The sequence below is a fragment of the Pantoea pleuroti genome (assembly GCF_014156615.1).
GTDB lineage: Bacteria > Pseudomonadota > Gammaproteobacteria > Enterobacterales > Enterobacteriaceae > Pantoea > Pantoea agglomerans.
Map to the genome: position 1 here is coordinate 87,204 of NZ_SBFD01000013.1, position 18,369 is coordinate 105,572.

General features: G+C 55.1%; 17 protein-coding genes. 12 read left to right on the forward strand and 5 right to left on the reverse strand.

Annotation, left to right across the window (positions count from 1 at the left end; translation table 11 throughout):
* Positions 1-17: 17 nt before the first annotated feature.
* The 5 genes from EPG66_RS21225 to EPG66_RS21245 all read left to right on the forward strand — a co-directional run bounded on the left by EPG66_RS21225 (position 18) and on the right by EPG66_RS21245 (position 4,168).
* A complete protein-coding gene (locus EPG66_RS21225) occupies positions 18-1,160 on the forward strand; it encodes an alanine racemase (protein ID WP_182688023.1) in 1,143 nt (380 codons plus the stop codon).
* A gap of 136 nt (positions 1,161-1,296) precedes the next feature.
* The gene (locus EPG66_RS21230; protein WP_182688025.1) at positions 1,297-1,692 is read left to right on the forward strand and encodes a polyketide cyclase; all 396 of its coding nucleotides are present in this window, start codon (positions 1,297-1,299) and stop codon (positions 1,690-1,692) included.
* Between the two features lie 434 nt (positions 1,693-2,126).
* Positions 2,127-2,390: a hypothetical protein gene (locus EPG66_RS21235; protein ID WP_182688027.1), complete on the forward strand. Its 264-nt coding sequence runs from the start codon at positions 2,127-2,129 to the stop codon at positions 2,388-2,390.
* Between the two features lie 82 nt (positions 2,391-2,472).
* Complete coding sequence (locus EPG66_RS21240; RefSeq protein ID WP_031591903.1) at positions 2,473-3,117, forward strand: oligosaccharide flippase family protein; 645 nt, start codon at positions 2,473-2,475, stop codon at positions 3,115-3,117.
* Positions 3,118-3,550: 433 nt separating this feature from the next.
* Positions 3,551-4,168 (forward strand): trimeric intracellular cation channel family protein, encoded by a 618-nt coding sequence (locus EPG66_RS21245; RefSeq protein WP_010258398.1) that lies wholly within the window; start codon positions 3,551-3,553, stop codon positions 4,166-4,168.
* Here the strand turns inward: EPG66_RS21245 and ligB are convergent.
* Positions 4,106-5,857, reverse strand: a complete 1,752-nt coding sequence (gene ligB, locus EPG66_RS21250) for an NAD-dependent DNA ligase LigB (RefSeq protein WP_083070694.1) — start codon at positions 5,855-5,857, stop codon at positions 4,106-4,108. The two genes, EPG66_RS21245 and ligB, sit on opposite strands and share 63 nt — an antisense overlap.
* A 239-nt stretch (positions 5,858-6,096) precedes the next feature.
* Here ligB and gmk point away from each other — a divergent pair, with 239 nt between their 5' ends.
* The 7 genes from gmk to EPG66_RS21285 all read left to right on the forward strand — a co-directional run bounded on the left by gmk (position 6,097) and on the right by EPG66_RS21285 (position 15,231).
* The gene (gmk, locus tag EPG66_RS21255) at positions 6,097-6,720 is read left to right on the forward strand and encodes a guanylate kinase (protein ID WP_010258405.1); all 624 of its coding nucleotides are present in this window, start codon (positions 6,097-6,099) and stop codon (positions 6,718-6,720) included.
* Between the two features lie 54 nt (positions 6,721-6,774).
* Entirely contained in the window at positions 6,775-7,050 is a 276-nt protein-coding gene (gene rpoZ / locus EPG66_RS21260) for a DNA-directed RNA polymerase subunit omega (RefSeq protein WP_003851346.1), read from the forward strand.
* 20 nt (positions 7,051-7,070) lie between these two features.
* Positions 7,071-9,179, forward strand: coding sequence for a bifunctional GTP diphosphokinase/guanosine-3',5'-bis pyrophosphate 3'-pyrophosphohydrolase (spoT, locus tag EPG66_RS21265; protein ID WP_010258411.1), 2,109 nt, complete (start codon positions 7,071-7,073; stop codon positions 9,177-9,179).
* Between the two features lie 2 nt (positions 9,180-9,181).
* On the forward strand, positions 9,182-9,880 hold the full coding sequence (trmH, locus tag EPG66_RS21270) for a tRNA (guanosine(18)-2'-O)-methyltransferase TrmH (RefSeq protein ID WP_031591913.1): 699 nt from the start codon (positions 9,182-9,184) through the stop codon (positions 9,878-9,880).
* Positions 9,877-11,955 (forward strand): ATP-dependent DNA helicase RecG, encoded by a 2,079-nt coding sequence (recG, locus tag EPG66_RS21275; RefSeq protein WP_010258417.1) that lies wholly within the window; start codon positions 9,877-9,879, stop codon positions 11,953-11,955. Before trmH ends, recG begins: the two co-directional genes overlap by 4 nt.
* 104 nt (positions 11,956-12,059) lie before the next feature.
* Positions 12,060-13,433: a nucleobase:cation symporter-2 family protein gene (locus EPG66_RS21280; RefSeq protein ID WP_010258420.1), complete on the forward strand. Its 1,374-nt coding sequence runs from the start codon at positions 12,060-12,062 to the stop codon at positions 13,431-13,433.
* Between the two features lie 118 nt (positions 13,434-13,551).
* Positions 13,552-15,231: an AsmA family protein gene (locus EPG66_RS21285; RefSeq protein ID WP_182688037.1), complete on the forward strand. Its 1,680-nt coding sequence runs from the start codon at positions 13,552-13,554 to the stop codon at positions 15,229-15,231.
* 34 nt (positions 15,232-15,265) lie between these two features.
* Here EPG66_RS21285 and fabY read toward each other — a convergent pair whose 3' ends face one another.
* From fabY to yihX, 4 genes are read right to left on the reverse strand one after another with little or no spacing between them, the layout of a single operon-like run.
* Positions 15,266-16,213 (reverse strand): fatty acid biosynthesis protein FabY, encoded by a 948-nt coding sequence (fabY, locus tag EPG66_RS21290; RefSeq protein WP_010258423.1) that lies wholly within the window; start codon positions 16,211-16,213, stop codon positions 15,266-15,268.
* Positions 16,214-16,269: 56 nt separating this feature from the next.
* Positions 16,270-16,707, reverse strand: coding sequence for a D-aminoacyl-tRNA deacylase (gene dtd, locus EPG66_RS21295; protein ID WP_022624890.1), 438 nt, complete (start codon positions 16,705-16,707; stop codon positions 16,270-16,272).
* Complete coding sequence (locus EPG66_RS21300) at positions 16,704-17,573, reverse strand: virulence factor BrkB family protein (RefSeq protein ID WP_010672108.1); 870 nt, start codon at positions 17,571-17,573, stop codon at positions 16,704-16,706. The genes dtd and EPG66_RS21300 overlap by 4 nt, the downstream gene beginning before the upstream one ends.
* Positions 17,570-18,172 carry a glucose-1-phosphatase gene (gene yihX / locus EPG66_RS21305; RefSeq protein WP_182688039.1) on the reverse strand — a complete coding sequence of 201 codons (603 nt, stop codon included), beginning with the start codon at positions 18,170-18,172 and terminating at the stop codon, positions 17,570-17,572. The genes EPG66_RS21300 and yihX overlap by 4 nt, the downstream gene beginning before the upstream one ends.
* Between the last annotated feature and the right edge of the window lie 197 nt (positions 18,173-18,369).

The following is an 18,369-nucleotide window of genomic DNA, read 5'->3' on the forward strand; positions in this document are numbered from 1 at the left end:
CAATGCCGGACAATCTTATGGATATCAACGATACACAGCAGTGGCAGCGTCCGCTGATTGATGATCGCCTTACGCCCTATATTGAAGTGGATGCAGAGCGCCTGGAGCAGAACCTGCAGCATATGCAGCGCAAAGCCAGTGCGGCAGGCGTCGCGTTGCGACCGCATATTAAAACGCATAAAAGCGTCTGGATTGCGCAGCGTCAGATCGCGTCCGGCGCCCAGGGTGTTACCGTCTCAAAGCCCAGCGAAGGAATCAGTTTTATTCAGGGCGGCGTTCGTGATCTGCTATTAGCCTACCCGATTGTGCAACCGCAAAGCGTGGCTGAATTGCTGCGCCACGCCGTGCTTCATCAGGTAAAGCTCATTCTGATTGCGGACAGGCTGCAGGGCGTAGCGGCTATTGCTGATGCCTGTCAGCAGCAACCGGAATGCGACCTTGCGGTAGCGATTAAGGTTGATGTTGGATTACATCGGATAGGTGTCAATCCTGATACAGATGAAGCGGTGCTGATTGCTCAGGCGCTGCAGGACAAAGGGTTACGCTTTGCCGGATTAGTGTCACATGCCGGCCACGCTTATGGTGCCGGGAATGCCGCGGCCATTGCGGATGTCGCCCGGCAGGAAACGGCATTGATGCAGCGAGTACAGGCAAAACTGCAGGCGGCTGGTTTTACCGACTGCCCTCTCTCTGTGGGTTCAACGCCTACGGCGCTGGCAGCAGAGATTGCACCCTGCATTCATGAAATCCGGCCCGGAAACTATGCACTACTGGACCTAACCGCCTGCCGTCTCGGATTAAGTCACGTCGATCAGCTGGCAATGAGCGTCCTTACCCGTGTCGTGGCGGTGAACGGTCATTTCGCGATTGTGGATGCCGGGTCAAAAATGCTGAGTTCGGATAAAGGGCCACACGGCACCAATGCCAGCGGCTTTGGTGTGGCAGCCGACGAAGCGGGTCATACTTATGAAGTGACAAAATTATCTGAGGAGCACGGTTTTCTGCTTTATCAGGATCGCCGCCCTGAAGTCGGCACGCTGCTGCGTATCTTCCCTAATCACAGTTGTGCCGTGATGGCGCAGTCGGACGGCTTTGTTCTGCGGCACGCTAACGGCCATTGCGAAGATCATGTGGTTTCTGCGCGCGGCAATTTCATCTGAGTCAGTGGCAGACAGCATCACCAGTTGTCTGCCATTTGTACGAAACCCTTTCAACACCACACTTCTGCTGTTACAACGTTTTAACAAGCCTGGCCCCATGCTTTAATGCTTTTTTAGCTTATTCACTGGAGGTTACATGCTCTCCTCTCGCACTCTGAGCCTGACGATTCCACGTCACTGGTTAGATCTTTATGAAACCATCTGGAAGCCAGAATTTTTCCCAAAGTGGGCTTCCGGGCTGACGCACAGTGCGTTAGAACCCGATGGCAATCGCTGGCGTGCTAAAGGCCCCCAGGGCAGTGTGAAGATCCGGTTCTCGCCACATAATCCGTTTGGGGTAATGGATCACTGGATTGATAGCGGCTCAGGAAAGGAGATCTACGTACCGATGCGCGTGATAGCAAACGAACAGGGCGCCGAGGTGATGGTAACGGTCTATCGCCAGCCATTTACTTCAGATGAGAAATTTAAGCAGGATATTGAATGGATTAGCAACGATCTTGAGAAACTCAACCAGCTTCTTACACAATAAATCAATGAGTTAGCGCGCCTTTTTCTCTGCATTTATCACTGGCCGTTAATGAAAAAAAATAGAAAAACTTTCGACGATAAAGCATAAAGCGCTTATCTGATTACTCATCATCCTTACGCATTTATCACCAACCCTGCTTAAGCATCGTTGCCAGGAAAAATCCTGGCAAAACCCTATGAAAGGCAGGCGACCCCCTCTGATTCCGGGCCTGCTGGTTTGCCGCATAAACAATTTCTCACTGGCCCATACATTAATCATTAACAATCGTTTATTAGCAATCTGCTGGGGATTTAATATTTATCATGCATAAAGTGAAACCATTTATTTCTGCGGTCGCGTAATCAGACTTTTCTTATGGTGTTAAATTAAATAAAACAATGTATAAATCATTCCACACACAGCAATACCCATAATGATAAAGCAGGAAAAAAGTCATGGACCGCTCAACGTATCCTTTGTTATCAGAAAAAGAATGCATTGAGATTGCCGCAAGGATGCTGGCAGGAGAATATAAAACTACAACAGGATTTATTCGTGATCTGGCGGAATTCTTATTCGCTGCAGGGGATTCCGCCATGATACGAAACAGCAATTTTACCAGGGATATCTTTTTATCCAGGCATCATTTGATTGAACCCATAATAACATGGCAAGCCTGTAAAGCGTTTTCAGGACTTCGGCCGGAAAAATTGCACTAACTAACGGTGTTACAGCAACCTCTCCTTGCCGTTACACAACTATTTAATTCTCACAGAGTCGATGGACTCTAACGAGTATATTATGGCAATACGTGAAAACAGTCTGAATAGCGCAAAATGGTCTCTGCTCTCTTCAATCAAAATTATTGGTATCGGCGTATTACAACTCTCGTTGCTGGCGCAGATTCTGCAGGCGAATGAACTCAATCTGCTGGCGATCGCCGTGATTGCTTTACTGGCTATCGATACTCTGGCCGATCGGGGCTTCTCAAATACACTGATCCGCCGCTCGATTCTCTCTATCAATGACCTCTCCACGATCTACTGGGGGAATATGTTGATGGGCGTCGCGGTGTTTGGTCTGTTATTTACTGGCAGCCATCTGCTGATCAGCCTTTTTGATCAGCCTGAACTGGCATTAATGCTGCAAATGGTCTCTGTGGTGTTTATTATTATCCCACAGGGTCAGCATTACCGTGCGATATTACAGCGCGAAAAACAATATACCCGTATCGCTTTTGCTGAAACCTCCTCGGTATTAGCCGGACTTGCCGTCACCTTATTTACCGTCTGGCTGACCCCTTCAGTATTATGTGCGATCTGGGGTTACCTGGCGATGGCATCCATTCGTATGCTGATTTACTGCTACTATGGTCGTTCATGGTTCCAGCCGGAATACCGTTTTAGCCTGAATGCATTTTCTAAAATTCGTGCAAAAAATAAATAATAAAATAAGTCTGTATGGTGGGCTCTGAGCATCCGAAACGATGCGTTGGCGTGCTGTTAACCAGCACGCCTTTTCTTTTTATTTAGTCTGTCACATTATTTCTCTGATCGATTCTTTGCCCGCAGCATCCAGACCTTTTTTATCTCCTGTATAAACTGGTTTTCGACCAGCGACTATCTGGCGATCGTCGTCAGTTCACCGTCCGCCCTGAGTCGGAAAACCCCGCGCCGGAACGCGCAAACCCTCTGTACGTTGTTTCCTCTCAACTTTTTCAATCACCTGCCGCAGACCCTTCGCAAAAAAGTCTTTCTATGCTGACGCCAGCGCTGGCTGGTATAAACTGCGCTCATCCCGGACGCCGATCGCCAGAAAAGCTCAGTCGCCGTTTCTCAGGCAATGCCGTAGTCTTGCCGCCGTATTACTGGAGTCTGCTATGTTACTGACCGTTCTCTACATTATTGGTATTACTGCTGAAGCCATGACGGGTGCGCTGGCGGCGGGGCGCCGCAAAATGGATCTGTTCGGTGTCATCATTATCGCGTCCGTGACCGCCATTGGTGGCGGTTCAGTGCGCGACATCCTGCTGGGTCACTATCCGCTAGGCTGGGTGAAACATCCCGAATACATCATGATTGTTGCAGCGGCGGCGGTAGTAACCACTTTCCTGGCACCCCTGATGACGCATCTGCGCAAAGTGTTTCTGGTGCTTGATGCGTTGGGACTGGTGGTCTTTTCTATTATCGGCGCGCAGGTTGCGCTCGATTCAGGACACGCCATGATTATTGCCGCGATAAGCGCGGTCATTACCGGCGTCTTTGGCGGCGTACTGCGTGACATGTTCTGTAATCGCATTCCGCTGGTGTTTCAGAAGGAACTCTACGCTGGTATCGCTTTCGCCTCTGGCTGGATGTATATCCTGCTGCTGAAAACCACGCTGGCGCATGAGGCGGTGATTATCATCACCCTGCTGTTCGGATTCTTCGCCCGTTTACTGGCGCTGCGCTTCCGTCTTGGTTTGCCGATTTTCAACTATCCCCATCCCGAGCATTGAGGCTGCGGGAATTCCCTGCTGTCTCAGAAAAGCGATCAGCGCCTGCAGGCGGGCATCATGGAACTGCGTAACCAGGCGCTTTGCCAGCGCCGCACCGACACCCGGTAAAGCTTGCCAGTCCCTGACATCCCGCTGCGTTAAGCTCTCCCATTGCTGATCGGGCAGCGCACTGAGTGCCTTCCGCGGCAGTGAAACACCTAAGGCATCCACCCAGCGACGAAGCGGCTGCTGACGGGTGAGATTAAAACGGTGCCAGAGCTGGCCCGCCCGCTCCGGAGAGAGGCCCGTTGCGGCGGCGATCTGTTCTGGTGTTAACGTCAGCCAGCCGAACAAGTGTGTCATACTGCCGGTTTCCAGTAAGTGCAGCCAGGTGCTGCGCTCAACGCCAGGAATATTCAGTACCGTTTTCTGACTGAGCCAGCGTAATTTTGCCAGTAGCTGCTTCTGGCATTCAGCGCTGAAGGTGTAACAACTCAGCGGCGTGTAGCGCGACGCGTCGGGAGGCTGAGGATAGTGCCGCTCTGCCACGCGCCAGATCACCCGCTCCAGCCGGGGAATGCCCTGGCCTGCCAGACTCAGTGTGATGACATCTCCCGCCACGATATCGCTCTCCTGCCAGCGACGCAGCGATCCAACATTGACCCGCCTGACCGTCTTATCATCCAGCTGTACCGGCTGCAGATTAAGTACCGCGGCTATCTTCCCGGTTCGGCCGACTGGAAAATCGACGGAGAGCACTTCAGCGCTGACTTCCGGAGGCTGATATTTCCAGGCAACGGCCCATGTTCCCTCTCCAGGCAGCCAGTTTTTGCCCGCAGGACGCAGGCTCTGATGAACGACGACGCCGTCAGTGACAAAGGGCAGCGCAGCATGAAACCAGCGCTCCCGCCAAGCTGCAACCTCCTCTTCGTCTTTAACGCTGTGGCTCCAGTTTGCGGCAACGCCCAGTCCCCAGCGGCTGAGTTGCTGAAGGCGTTCCGTCATCGTGGCGGGGCCATCTGGCCAGGCCCAGATAAAAATATCGAGCGAATCCAGCAGAGGAACCCGCTGCTTGCTCATCATGGCGCCAGCGACCTGTGAGCGCGCATTCCTGCCGCCATCAACCGCCTGCTGATGACCGGTCATCGACAGAAACAGCTCACCCTGCAGCACAACCTCTTCAAGTCCGGTCTCGATCCGCAGCGGAATCGCAGGGATCCAGGCGGCTTTAGCCAGCCACTCTTCACCGCGTAATCCATCACCACGACTCAACAGTGAAACCAGCCTGCCGTGGCGATAAACCAGGGAAACGGCAATGCCATCCACTTTCGGCTGCACCCAGAGATCGTGCCGTCCCTGCATCCAGTAAGCCAGGGCCAGCTTGTCGCGCATCTTTTTTACGCCCGTGTGGGCGACCGGATGCAGGTGCTCACCCTCACCCGGCAGTTGCGGTGCGTAAGCGGGCTGCAGAGGGTTAAAGCAGTGCTGCCAGTGATTCAGTCGCTGCTGCAGACTGTCATAATCTGCATCAGCCACCGGACTCTGCCCCTGACGATAGTAAGCATCATCCCAGTGCTGCAGTTGCTGTTGCAGACGACGGATCTCTTCTGACGCCCGGGTGGGTGTCCAGACGGGACAAAGGGCGCTGTGCGCAGGCCATATGGCAATCCACAGAGCAGCCGCAAACAGCGGCCAGCCGAATACTTTCATGATCTCTCTCCTGACGTTTTGCAGCATTCAATACCGGTGCTTCAGCGTCAGCCAGAGGTGATGTTCAGTTATGGAAGGGATGCCGTCGCAATCAGGGAATAATTACAGTCGTCCGACAGAGATTTGCGCGAAGATGCGCAAAAGTTGAGGGTTGCCGCTGCGCAAACGCTGCGTGGCAGCGGGAAGCTGTGTATACTGTGCAGGAAATCGACTCCGCTTTTAATCAATTCAAGAAAACCATGGCTCAAGGCACGCTCTATATTGTTTCTGCTCCCAGCGGCGCAGGTAAATCCAGCCTGATTCAGGCGCTGTTAAAGACCCAGCCGTTGTATGATACGCAGGTCTCTGTTTCGCACACGACGCGCGGTATGCGTCCGGGTGAAACCCATGGCGAACATTACTTTTTTGTTGAGAAACATGAATTTGAGCAGATGATCGCGGAAGAGGCTTTCCTCGAACATGCCAAAGTTTTCGACAACTATTACGGTACTTCGCGCCATGCTATTGAGCAGGTGCTGGCAACCGGCGTTGACGTGTTTCTCGACATCGACTGGCAGGGTGCGCAGCAAATTCGCACCAAAATGCCTGGCGCACGCAGCATCTTTGTTTTGCCGCCTTCGAAAGAAGAGCTCGATCGCCGTCTGCGCGGTCGTGGCCAGGACAGCGAAGAGGTGATCACGCGCCGCATGGCTCAGGCGGTAGCGGAAATGAGCCACTACGCTGAGTACGACTATTTAATTGTGAATGATGATTTCGATCTGGCGCTGTCCGATCTGAAAACCATTATTCGCGCAGAACGTCTGCGTATGGCGCGTCAGAAGGCGCGTCACGATGCTTTAATCAGCAAACTGTTGGCAGTCTGAATACAGTTTCAGTATGATGCGCAGTCATTTCTTCATCTGTGGAGTAGCACACCTATGGCACGCGTAACCGTTCAGGACGCAGTAGAAAAAGTTGGTAATCGTTTTGACCTGGTGTTGGTCGCTGCACGTCGTGCACGTCAGATGCAGGTAGGCGGCAAAGATCCACTGGTTCCGGAAGAGAACGATAAACCTACCGTTATCGCCCTGCGCGAAATCGAAGAAGGTTTGGTCACCAATCAGATTTTAGATGTGCGTGATCGTCAGGAACAGCAAGAGCAGGAAGCCGCTGAGTTACAGGCCGTTACCGCTATCGCTGAAGGTCGTCGTTAACAGCCACCTGCAGGTCGCCCTTGTATCTGTTTGAAAGTCTCAATCAACTGATTGAAAAATACTTGCCAGAGGAGCAGATCAAGCGCCTCCAGCAAGCCTACCTTGTCGCACGTGATGCCCACGAGGGACAGACACGCTCCAGCGGTGAGCCTTATATCACCCATCCGGTTGCCGTGGCCTGTATTCTGGCGGAAATGAAGCTCGACCATGAAACTCTCATGGCCGCGCTGCTGCATGACGTGATCGAAGATACGCCTGCCACTTACCAGGACATGGAACAACTGTTCGGTAAAAGCGTGGCGGAACTGGTCGAAGGCGTTTCCAAGCTGGATAAGCTGAAATTCCGCGACAAGAAAGAAGCGCAGGCAGAGAACTTCCGCAAGATGATTATGGCGATGGTGCAGGATATCCGCGTCATTCTCATCAAGCTGGCTGACCGTACCCACAATATGCGCACTCTCGGCGCATTACGTCCGGACAAGCGTCGCCGCATCGCGCTGGAAACGTTAGAGATTTACAGTCCGCTGGCGCACCGCCTGGGTATTCATCATCTTAAAACAGAGCTGGAAGAGCTCGGTTTTGAGGCCCTCTATCCGAACCGTTATCGGGTCATTAAAGAGGTGGTGAAAGCCGCGCGCGGTAATCGTAAAGAGATGATCCAGAAGATTCTGTCTGAGATCGACGGCCGTTTGCAGGAAGCGGGCATTCCCTGCCGCGTCAGCGGGCGTGAAAAACATCTTTACTCGATTTACCGCAAAATGACGCTGAAAGAGCAGCGTTTTCACTCGATCATGGATATCTATGCCTTTCGCGTCATTGTGAAAGATCTGGATACCTGCTATCGCGTTCTGGGCCAGATGCACAGTTTGTATAAACCGCGTCCGGGCCGCGTCAAAGATTACATCGCCATCCCCAAAGCGAACGGCTATCAATCGCTCCATACCTCAATGATTGGTCCGCATGGCGTGCCGGTCGAAGTACAGATTCGCACCGAGGATATGGATCAGATGGCGGAAATGGGGGTCGCTGCGCACTGGGCTTATAAACAGGCGGGCGAAAGTGGCACCACCGCACAGATTCGCGCTCAGCGCTGGCTGCAAAGCCTGCTGGAGCTGCAACAGAGTGCGGGCAGTTCGTTTGAATTTATTGAAAGCGTGAAGTCCGATCTCTTTCCCGATGAGATCTACGTCTTTACACCTGAAGGCCGCATTGTTGAGCTGCCAACCGGTGCGACGCCGGTGGACTTCGCTTATGCGGTCCACACCGATATCGGCCATGCCTGCGTTGGCGCACGCGTTGACCGCCAGCCTTATCCGCTGTCGCAAACCCTGACCAGCGGTCAGACGATTGAGATCATCACGGCGCCAGGCGCCCGTCCTAACGCCGCCTGGCTCAACTTTGTCGTCAGCTCCAAAGCCCGCGCAAAAATTCGTCAGCTGCTGAAAAACCTCAAGCGCGAAGACTCCGTCAATCTGGGTCGCCGCCTGCTCAGCCATGCGCTGGGCGGCAGCCGTAAACTGGCTGAGATCCCGCCTGAGAATATCAGGCAGGAGCTGGATCGTATGAAGCTGACCTCGCTTGACGATCTGCTGGCAGAAATCGGTCTGGGCAATGCGATGAGCGTGGTGGTAGCGAAGAACCTGTTGCAGGCTGACAGCAACGCCATCAGCAGCAACAGCAAGCGCGGTAAACTGCCGATCAAAGGTGCAGATGGCGTGTTGATTACCTTCGCCAAATGCTGCCGTCCGATTCCCGGTGATCCGATTGTTGCCCATGTCAGTCCCGGCAAAGGGCTGGTAGTGCATCATGAATCCTGTCGGAATATTCGCGGCTACCAGAAAGAGCCTGAAAAATTCATGCCGGTCGAGTGGGATAAAGTCACCGAGCAGGAGTTCGTGGCGGAAATCAAAGTCGACATGTTTAACCATCAGGGCGCACTGGCTAACCTGACGGCGGCAATCAACACGGCCGGTTCCAATATTCAGAGCCTGAATACCGAAGAGCGTGATGGCCGCGTTTACAGCGCCTTTATCCGCCTGACCGCACGTGATCGCGTCCATCTGGCGAATATCATGCGTAAAATTCGCGTGATGCCGGATGTGATCAAAGTCCATCGTAACCGTAATTAGGCATGAACGATCAACGATTTGCCCGGATTCAGGCGATGCTGGCACTACGCCAGCACGATCTCACGGTCTGTATGGAGCAGGTGCATAAGCCGCACAATGTTTCCGCGGTGATCCGCACGGCGGACGCCGTCGGCATCCACGAAGTGCACGCCGTCTGGCCGAGCCAGCGGATGCGCACTCAGGCTTCCGCATCTGCCGGAAGCAACAGCTGGGTAAAAGTGGTCACCCATCCCACCATCGGCGATGCTGTAAAAGAGCTCAAACAACAGAAGATGCAGGTTTTAGCGACCCATCTCTCTGCCGATGCCGTGGATTTCCGTGAGATCGATTATACCCTTCCGACCTGCATCCTGATGGGCCAGGAAAAAACCGGCATCACCGAAGAAGCGCTGGCGCTGGCCGATCGGCAGATTGTGATTCCGATGGTGGGTATGGTGCAGTCGCTGAATGTCTCGGTCGCCTGCGCGCTGATCCTGTATGAAGCACAGCGGCAGCGGCAGAACGCGGGTCTGTACCTGCGCGACTACAGCCTGCTGGACGAAGATGAGCAGCAACGTCTGTTGTTCGAAGGCGGATTCCCGGTGCTGGCGCGGGTCGCAAAACAGAAAGGTTTACCCTATCCGCGCATCAATGCGCAGGGCGAAGTTGAAGCCGATCCCAGCTGGTGGGCAACCATGCAATCGACCGGTAAAAGAAGATGAAAGGCCGTCTGCTGGATGCCATCCCGCTCAGTACCCTGACCGGCGTCGGTGCCAGCCAGGCGGCAAAGCTGGCCAAAATTGACCTGCATACCATTCAGGATCTCCTGCTTCATCTCCCGCTACGCTACGAAGATCGTACCCAACTCTATGCCATTGATGATCTGCTGCCCGGTATCTGGGCCACAGTAGAAGGCGAAGTGCTGCACACAGATATCACCTTTGGTCGCCGCCGGATGATGGTGTGTCAGATTAGCGATGGCAGCGGCGTACTGACGATGCGCTTCTTTAATTTCAATGCCGGGATGAAGAACAACCTGTCGCCGGGCCGGCGCGTCACCGCGTATGGTGAAATTAAACGCGGTCAGCGTGGCGCTGAGATTATCCATCCCGAATACCGAATCCAGGGCGAACAGAGCAATGTGACGCTGGAAGAGACCTTAACGCCGGTTTATCCCACCACCGAAGGTATTCGGCAGGCCACGCTGCGTAATCTCACCGATCAGGCACTGACGCTGCTGGAGAGCTGCCCGATTGCCGAACTGCTGCCGCAGGAACTGAGCGGCGGTTTGATCAGCCTGCCAGATGCGCTCCGCACGCTGCATCGTCCACCACCCGATCTAAAACTCAGCGAGCTGGAGAGTGGTCGTCATCCGGCACAACGCAGATTGATTCTGGAAGAGCTGCTGGCGCACAACCTCAGCATGCTGGCGGTACGCGCCGGTGCTCAGCGCTATTACGCTTTACCGATGCTTCCCCGGCACAACCTTAGTGACCAGTTGCTGGCTGCGCTGCCCTTTTCACCGACCAATGCGCAGAAACGCGTGGTGGCGGAGATAGAGAAAGATCTGGCAAATGACTTTCCGATGATGCGGCTGGTGCAGGGTGACGTCGGCTCGGGTAAGACACTGGTCGCCGCGCTTTCGGCGCTGAACGTTATCGCACATGGTAAGCAGGTAGCCCTGATGGCGCCGACCGAACTGCTGGCTGAACAGCACGCCAGTAACTTCCGCCAGTGGTTTGCGCCGCTGGGCATTGAAGTGGGCTGGCTGGCCGGAAAACAGAAAGGCAAAGCCCGCCAGGCTCAGCAGGAAGCGATAGCCAGCGGTCAGGTGGCGATGGTGGTGGGCACACATGCCCTGTTTCAGGAGCAGGTGCAGTTCAACGGTCTGGCACTGGTCATTATTGATGAGCAGCATCGATTCGGCGTCCACCAGCGACTGGCGCTGTGGGAGAAAGGTGAGGAGCAGGGCTTCCATCCGCATCAGCTGATCATGACCGCCACACCAATTCCACGCACCCTGGCGATGACTGCTTATGCCGATCTCGATACCTCAACCATTGATGAGCTGCCGCCGGGACGTACACCGGTGACCACGGTGGCTATTCCCGATACCCGACGTGATGAGATTGTGGCGCGGGTTGAGCATGCCTGCCGTGAAGGGCGACAGGCCTACTGGGTCTGTACCCTGATTGAAGAGTCAGAATTGCTGGAAGCACAGGCGGCAGAAGCCAGCTGGGAATCCCTGAAAACTGCGCTGCCGGACTTAAACATCGGGCTGGTGCATGGCCGGATGAAGCCTGCGGAAAAACAGGCGGTAATGCAGGCGTTTAAAGCGAATGAACTGCAGCTGCTGGTGGCAACGACCGTAATTGAGGTCGGCGTGGACGTGCCGAATGCCAGCCTGATGATCATCGAAAACCCGGAGCGGTTAGGGCTGGCGCAGCTGCATCAGCTGCGGGGCCGTGTGGGTCGTGGTGCCGTGGCATCACACTGTGTACTGCTCTACAAAGCGCCGCTGAGCAAGACGGCGCAGAAGCGTTTACAGGTGCTACGCGACAGCAATGACGGCTTCGTCATTGCCCAGTTCGATCTGGAGATTCGCGGGCCGGGTGAACTACTGGGCACCCGTCAGACCGGCAATGCCGAATTTAAAGTGGCCGACCTGCTGCGCGATGCGGCGATGGTGCCCGAAGTTCAGCGTGTGGCGCGCCACATCCACCAGCATTATCCCGAGCAGGCCAGCGCATTGATTGAACGCTGGCTGCCAGAGAACACCCGTTATACCAACGTCTGAATGATCCCCATCTGATTCGGCTTTTTTATCCCTGCCGGGCAAACGATTGCTTTTAGCCTGCGGATGATTACAATCGCCACATTATTTTTTGGGAAGAACAGAAGATGTCCACTAATCCGCAGCCAGAACAGCCTTCCGCCACGCAAAGCGAACTGATTTATCGTCTTGAAGATCGTCCTCCTTTGCCGCAAACGCTGTTTGCCGCCGGTCAGCATCTGCTGGCGATGTTTGTCGCGGTCATTACCCCCGCGATTCTGATTTGTCAGGCGTTAGGGCTGCCCGCAGAGGATACCCGGCACGTTATCAGCATGTCGCTGTTTGCATCGGGTGTGGCATCACTGCTGCAAATCAAAACATGGGGGCCGGTGGGTTCGGGCCTGCTGTCGATTCAGGGCACCAGCTTCAACTTCGTTACGCCCTTGATTATGGGCGGCATGGCGCTAAAAAATGGCGGCGCTGACGTGCCCACCATGATGGCGGCGCTGTTTGGCACGCTGATGGTCGCCTCCTGTACCGAAATGGTGCTGTCACGCGTATTGCACCTGGCGCGCCGGATCATTACGCCGCTGGTTTCCGGTATCGTGGTGATGATTATCGGCCTGTCGCTGATTCAGGTGGGGCTGACCTCCATTGGCGGCGGTTTCAGTGCGATTAACGACCATACTTTTGGTGCGCCGAAAAATCTGATGCTGGCAGGGGCTGTGCTGCTGGTGATCGTGCTACTTAACCGGCAGAAGAATCCCTACCTGCGCGTTGCCTCCCTGGTCATTGCCATGGCCGTGGGCTATCTGCTGGCCTGGGCGATGGGCATGCTGCCTGCCGCCGGCATCCCCACCGATCAGCCACTGATCGTGGTGCCGACCCCGCTCTATTACGGGCTGGGCTTCGACTGGAATCTGCTCATCCCGCTGATGCTGGTGTTTATGGTGACCTCTCTGGAGACTATCGGCGATATCACCGCCACCTCGGATGTGTCAGAGCAGCCGGTCAGCGGCCCCCTCTATATGAAACGCCTGAAAGGCGGCGTGCTGGCGAATGGCCTCAACTCCTTTGTCTCCGCGCTGTTTAATACCTTCCCGAACTCCTGCTTCGGTCAGAACAATGGCGTGATCCAGTTGACCGGTGTTGCCAGCCGCTACGTGGGCTTTGTTGTCGCGCTGATGCTGATTGTGCTGGGACTGTTCCCGGCGGTCAGCGGGCTGGTGCAGATGATCCCTGAACCGGTACTCGGCGGCGCCACCATTGTGATGTTCGGCACCATCGCCGCCTCGGGTGTTCGCATTGTGTCACGCGAGCCGCTTAACCGCCGCGCCATCATGATTATTGCGCTGTCGCTGGCGGTGGGCCTGGGCGTTTCCCAACAGCCGCTGATCCTGCAGTTTGCGCCTGACTGGCTGAAAACCCTGCTCTCTTCCGGTATTGCGGCGGGCGGCATTACCGCTATCGTACTCAACCTGATTTTTCCGCCAGAGAAGTAAGGCCACAGGCAGGCTTCGGCCTGCCTGCTAATTATTCGGATTTACATCCAGGCTGTTGAGCTGTAACGGTAATTCAGGCATAACAACCTCTCACCGGATTTAACTCGGGAAGGATGCTATGAAATTTATTGGAAAGTTTTTCCTCACCTTACTTTTGCTGCTGCTTTTCACCCTGGTCGTGATCTATGTTCTGTTGCAGACACAGTGGGGTGCAGGCTGGTTTAGCCGTTGGGTGAGTGACAAAACCGAATGGCATCTCTCCCTGAGTAAAATTGAACACAATTTCTCCTCTCCCTCTCACATCATTCTGGATGACTTCAGCTTTGGTCACGATGGACAGCCTGCAGTTCTGGTGGCGAAACGGGTCGATCTCGGTCTGGCACTGATTCAGTTCAGCGATCCGCTGCATTTCAGCAGCCTTGAGCTGCGCGATGGAGAAGTGAATCTGGCCAATCTGGCAGCAGGCAGCGCGCTACCGATTCAGGCCGAACGCCTGCAACTCAACAATATGCGTATCGACAGCCCCAACAGCGCGTTACCGCTGTTTGCTCAGCAGGTGAATGGCGGCATCCTGCCGTGGAAACCCACTGCCCTTGATATGCTGGGTCGCGATGCCCGCTTCCAGATGAGTGCAGGCAGCATGACGCTGAATAATGTGCCGGGTGAAAACGTACTGATCCAGGGCAGTGTTTCCCAGGGTCGGATGCGCTTTGACAATATTGGTGCCGACCTGGCGCGTGGCTCTATGACCGGCAACGGTGAGCGCGATGCCCAGGGCAACTGGAAAATTAATCAGCTGCGACTGAACGACATCCGTCTGCAGACCACCAGCAGCCTGAAAGATTTTCTGCATAGCCTGCAGGTTGTCCCCTCTATTGCCATTACGCGACTCGACATGACCGATGCCCGCCTGCAGGGGCCTGACTGGGCGGTAACGGATCTGGATTTGACGCTGAGAAACGTTAACTGGCAGGGTGATGACTGGCAGAGTAACGATGGTTCGCTGGCGCTGAATGCCAGCAATTTTATCAACGGTGGATTCGAACTAAATGACCCCATCGTTAACCTGGACTTCTCACCGCAGGGCGTGGCGCTGACGCAGTTCAGTTCACGCTGGGCGAATGGGGTGATTCGGGCTGACGGTGACTGGTCGCGTAGCGATAAACGCCTGACACTGAAAAACCTGGCGGTGGCCGGACTGGAATATACGCTGCCGCAGGACTGGCGCGACCGCTGGCAGGCGACACTGCCCGCGTGGCTGGATAGCGTAGCGGTGACGCGCTTCACCTCTAATCGCAACCTGATTATCGATATCAATCCGGCTTTTCCCTTCCAGCTGACCTCACTGGATGGATCCGGTGAAAACCTGCTGCTGGCGCAGCAGCACCAGTGGGGGATCTGGTCGGGTAAGCTCAGCCTGAACGCGGCAGAATCAACCTTTAATCGCACCGACCTGCGTCATCCGTCGATTGCGCTGAGCGCTGACCAGCAGCAGATTCAGGTTACGGAGCTGAGTGCGTTCAGTAATAAGGGTCTGCTCGAAGGGACGGCCACCGTAGGCCAGCAGCCAGCCCGTCCGCTGACGCTACAACTGACAGGTCGTGCTGTGCCGGTGAATGTGTTGCAGAACTGGGGATGGCCCGCACTGCCGTTAACCGGTGACAGCAATATGCAACTGCAGCTGAGCGGTGCATTAACCGCAAATCAGCCGCTGCGCCCGACGGTTAATGGCAGTTTGTCTGTGACTACAGACAGTCAGCAACTGCAGCAGACCATGCAGGCTGGCGAGGTACGTTAACAACAGATCAGGGCCGCAGATGCGGCCCTGATGATTAGTTGATACGCGCGCCGGAACCGCCCTCTTCCAGCGGCCCGTCAGGATCGGCGGGCAGGACGATATAGACCCCTTCAAACACAGCGCCACACTCATCATTGCCAAAAAGCTCGACCTCAAGCTGCACACGCGCTTTACGCCCGCGCGCCAGGCGGTCGAGATCGCCGCTTAATGAGCCCAGGTCGGCAATCGCGCCAGGCCGTCCGCTGATGGGGTGGCTATAGCGAATGTGCGCATCCGCCAGAATAATGGTGCCGCCCAGATGACGCTCGCGCAGCAGCAACCAGATTAATCCCCAGCCGGTCAGCGTTGCCAGCGAAAACAGGCTGCCAGCGAACAGCGTCTGGTGTGGATTCTGGTTGCCCGCTTCAGGCATGGTGGTGATAAATTTTTGCCCGGTAAACTGCAGAATACGAACGCCCATCTTCTCGCTGAGCGGGATATGATCATACCAGGCCTGTTGCAGCTGACCGCACCAGTCGGCGCGATGCAGGATATCGTCAAGCGTGACGACCGGTTTGATCATCAGAAAGTGACGAACCGGCGTCGTCTGCGGCGCGGTAATCTCGCCCTGATTGATGTAGCCGAGTTTAGCGAAGAAAGCGACAGCATCTTCGCGGGCGCTACAGGTTACCCGCTTAGCCCCTTCCTGACGCGCCACGGATTCCAGCGTCATCGCCACCAGGGTACCCAGTCCCTTGCCCTGAACCGAGGGATGAACGGCCATGAAGCGGATAGCGGCCTCATTGTCGGCATTAATATAGAGACGCCCGATGGCGACCGGATTTCCCTGCTCATCAACCACCATCTGATGATGCGCCAGCGCATCCCAGGCGTCACGTTCCGACCCCTGCGGCTGACGCAGAGGTTTACGCAACATCTCCCAGCGGAACTGATAATAGATATCCAGCTCTTCCGCCGTCTGTGGCACGCGAAGGTGATACATGTAATGTTTCTCCCGCTCGGATGTGTGGCCTGTTCCCTGCCGCTCAGCTGACGTTCTCAAACCTGTAACCAGAACGTCACAGGACCATCATTCACCAGCGAGACCTGCATATCCGCAGCAAAACGGCCATTAGCCGTGGTGATGCCCTGCTTGCGACAGCAGTCGCTGAAATATTCATACAGCCGCTCGGCTTCAGCGGGCTCGGCGCCACCCGAAAAGGAAGGACGCATCCCTTTTTGGGTATCTGCGGCCAGCGTAAACTGTGACACCACCAGCACGCTTCCGCCCGCCTGGCGAACACTCAGGTTCATTTTGCCCTGCTCATCACTAAAGATGCGATAGCCCAATACGCGTTCTGCGAGACGTTCCGCACGCGCGTTGTCATCGCCCTTTTCCACGCCCAGCAAAACCAGTAAACCGGCATCGATTTCACCGACCACTTCCTGATTGACGCTGACGCTGGCGCGCTGTACGCGTTGAATCAATGCAATCATGTTTCCTCGCGTTGCTCCTCTTTGTGTTGCTGCTTTAACTGCCGATAGTCGGCTAACGCAACGGTGATTTCAGCGCCTAACAACACAATACACCAGGTCCAGTAGACCCAGAGAAACAGAATGGGGATCACGGCCAGTACGCCGTAGATCAGCTGATAAGAGGGGAACATAGTAACATAGAGCGCAAAGCCCTTTTTGCCCAGCTCAAACAGCGCACCGGCAACCAGCGCGCCAATCAGCGCATCGCGCGGCGGCACTCGCTGGGTAGGAACGATGCTGTAGAGCAACCAGAAGGCGAGCCACGACAGCAGGAGCGGGAAAATTCGCAGCATCTGATCGACCAGGCTGGTGACGCCTGTCGCGTTAATCCAGCGCAGCGACAGCAGATAAGAGCTGATTGCCAGACTGGCTCCGGCCAGTAACGGGCCAAGTGTCAGGATCATCCAGTAGACCGCAAAGGAATAGACCATCGGCCGCTTCTTGTTGCTGCGCCAGATGGTGTTTAACGCGGTATCGACGGAATGCATCAGCAGTAAGGCGGTAACAATCAGGCCGACCGCTCCGACCGCCGTCATACGGTTTACGTTAGCCACAAACTGCTCAAGATAGCGTTGCAGCGTGTTACCTGCAGCCGGCATCAGATTGGTAAAGACAAAGTGCTTCAACTGCACGCTGATATCTGAAAAGACCGGAAACGCCGCAAACAGGGCAAACACCACCGCAATCAGCGGCACCAGCGCCAGCAATGAGACATAAGCCAGATTACCGGCCTGGGTCGTCATGCCATCCTCATCAATGCGTTTCCACAACAGTTTGAGCCACAACCAGAACGCATGCAGCCCGGGACGAAATTTACGTGACATCATGAATTACTGTTGACCTGCAACCAGTTGGGTACCGTTTTACTGTCAGTAACCAGTACACTTTCAATACCCAGCGCGCGGGCCGCCTCAATGTTTTGTGGATTATCGTCAAAAAATACCGCCTGATCGGCAGCCACACCTTCTGCGTCCAGCACATGCTGGTAAATGCGGGCTTCCGGTTTACGCATGCCCAGCTGCTGGGAGAGATAGAGCTTGTCGGCTGCCTGCTGCACGTCCGGATACTGCGTTGGCCAGAATTCGCAATGCAGTTTGTTGGTGTTAGAGAGGATCACCACCCGATGACCTTCCAGCCGCAACCGGTTCATCAGCGCCAGGATTTCCGGACGCACGTCAACGAATACCGCCTGCCAGCCAGCGGCAAACTGTTCATAGCTCAGCGCGATTTCCAGCTTTTCACACAGCGCCAGCGCGAAATCTTCATCGCTGATCTCGCCACGTTCGTGTTGTTCAAACGCCTCATCCATCTGGAAATGGCTTTGCAGCGAGGCCAGCGGCACACGACTAAGGTCACTCCAGACACCCAGCACGCGGTTAAAGTCGATATCAATAATCACATTGCCCAAATCAAAGATATACAGCATGGTGTGTCTCCTTCTGTTCCCTGGAGTATTCACTCTAGCGGCAAAAGGGCAGGCTGAACAGGCACTCGCGGAGAGAAAAGCGTAAACGGCAGCGGGCAGCTAAAAAGCGCGACATATCCCACAAATAATCGCTGGCCCGGCTGAAGAGGCAGGAATTTCAGGAAAAAAAAAAGCCCCGCAGGCGGGGCTCTTTATCA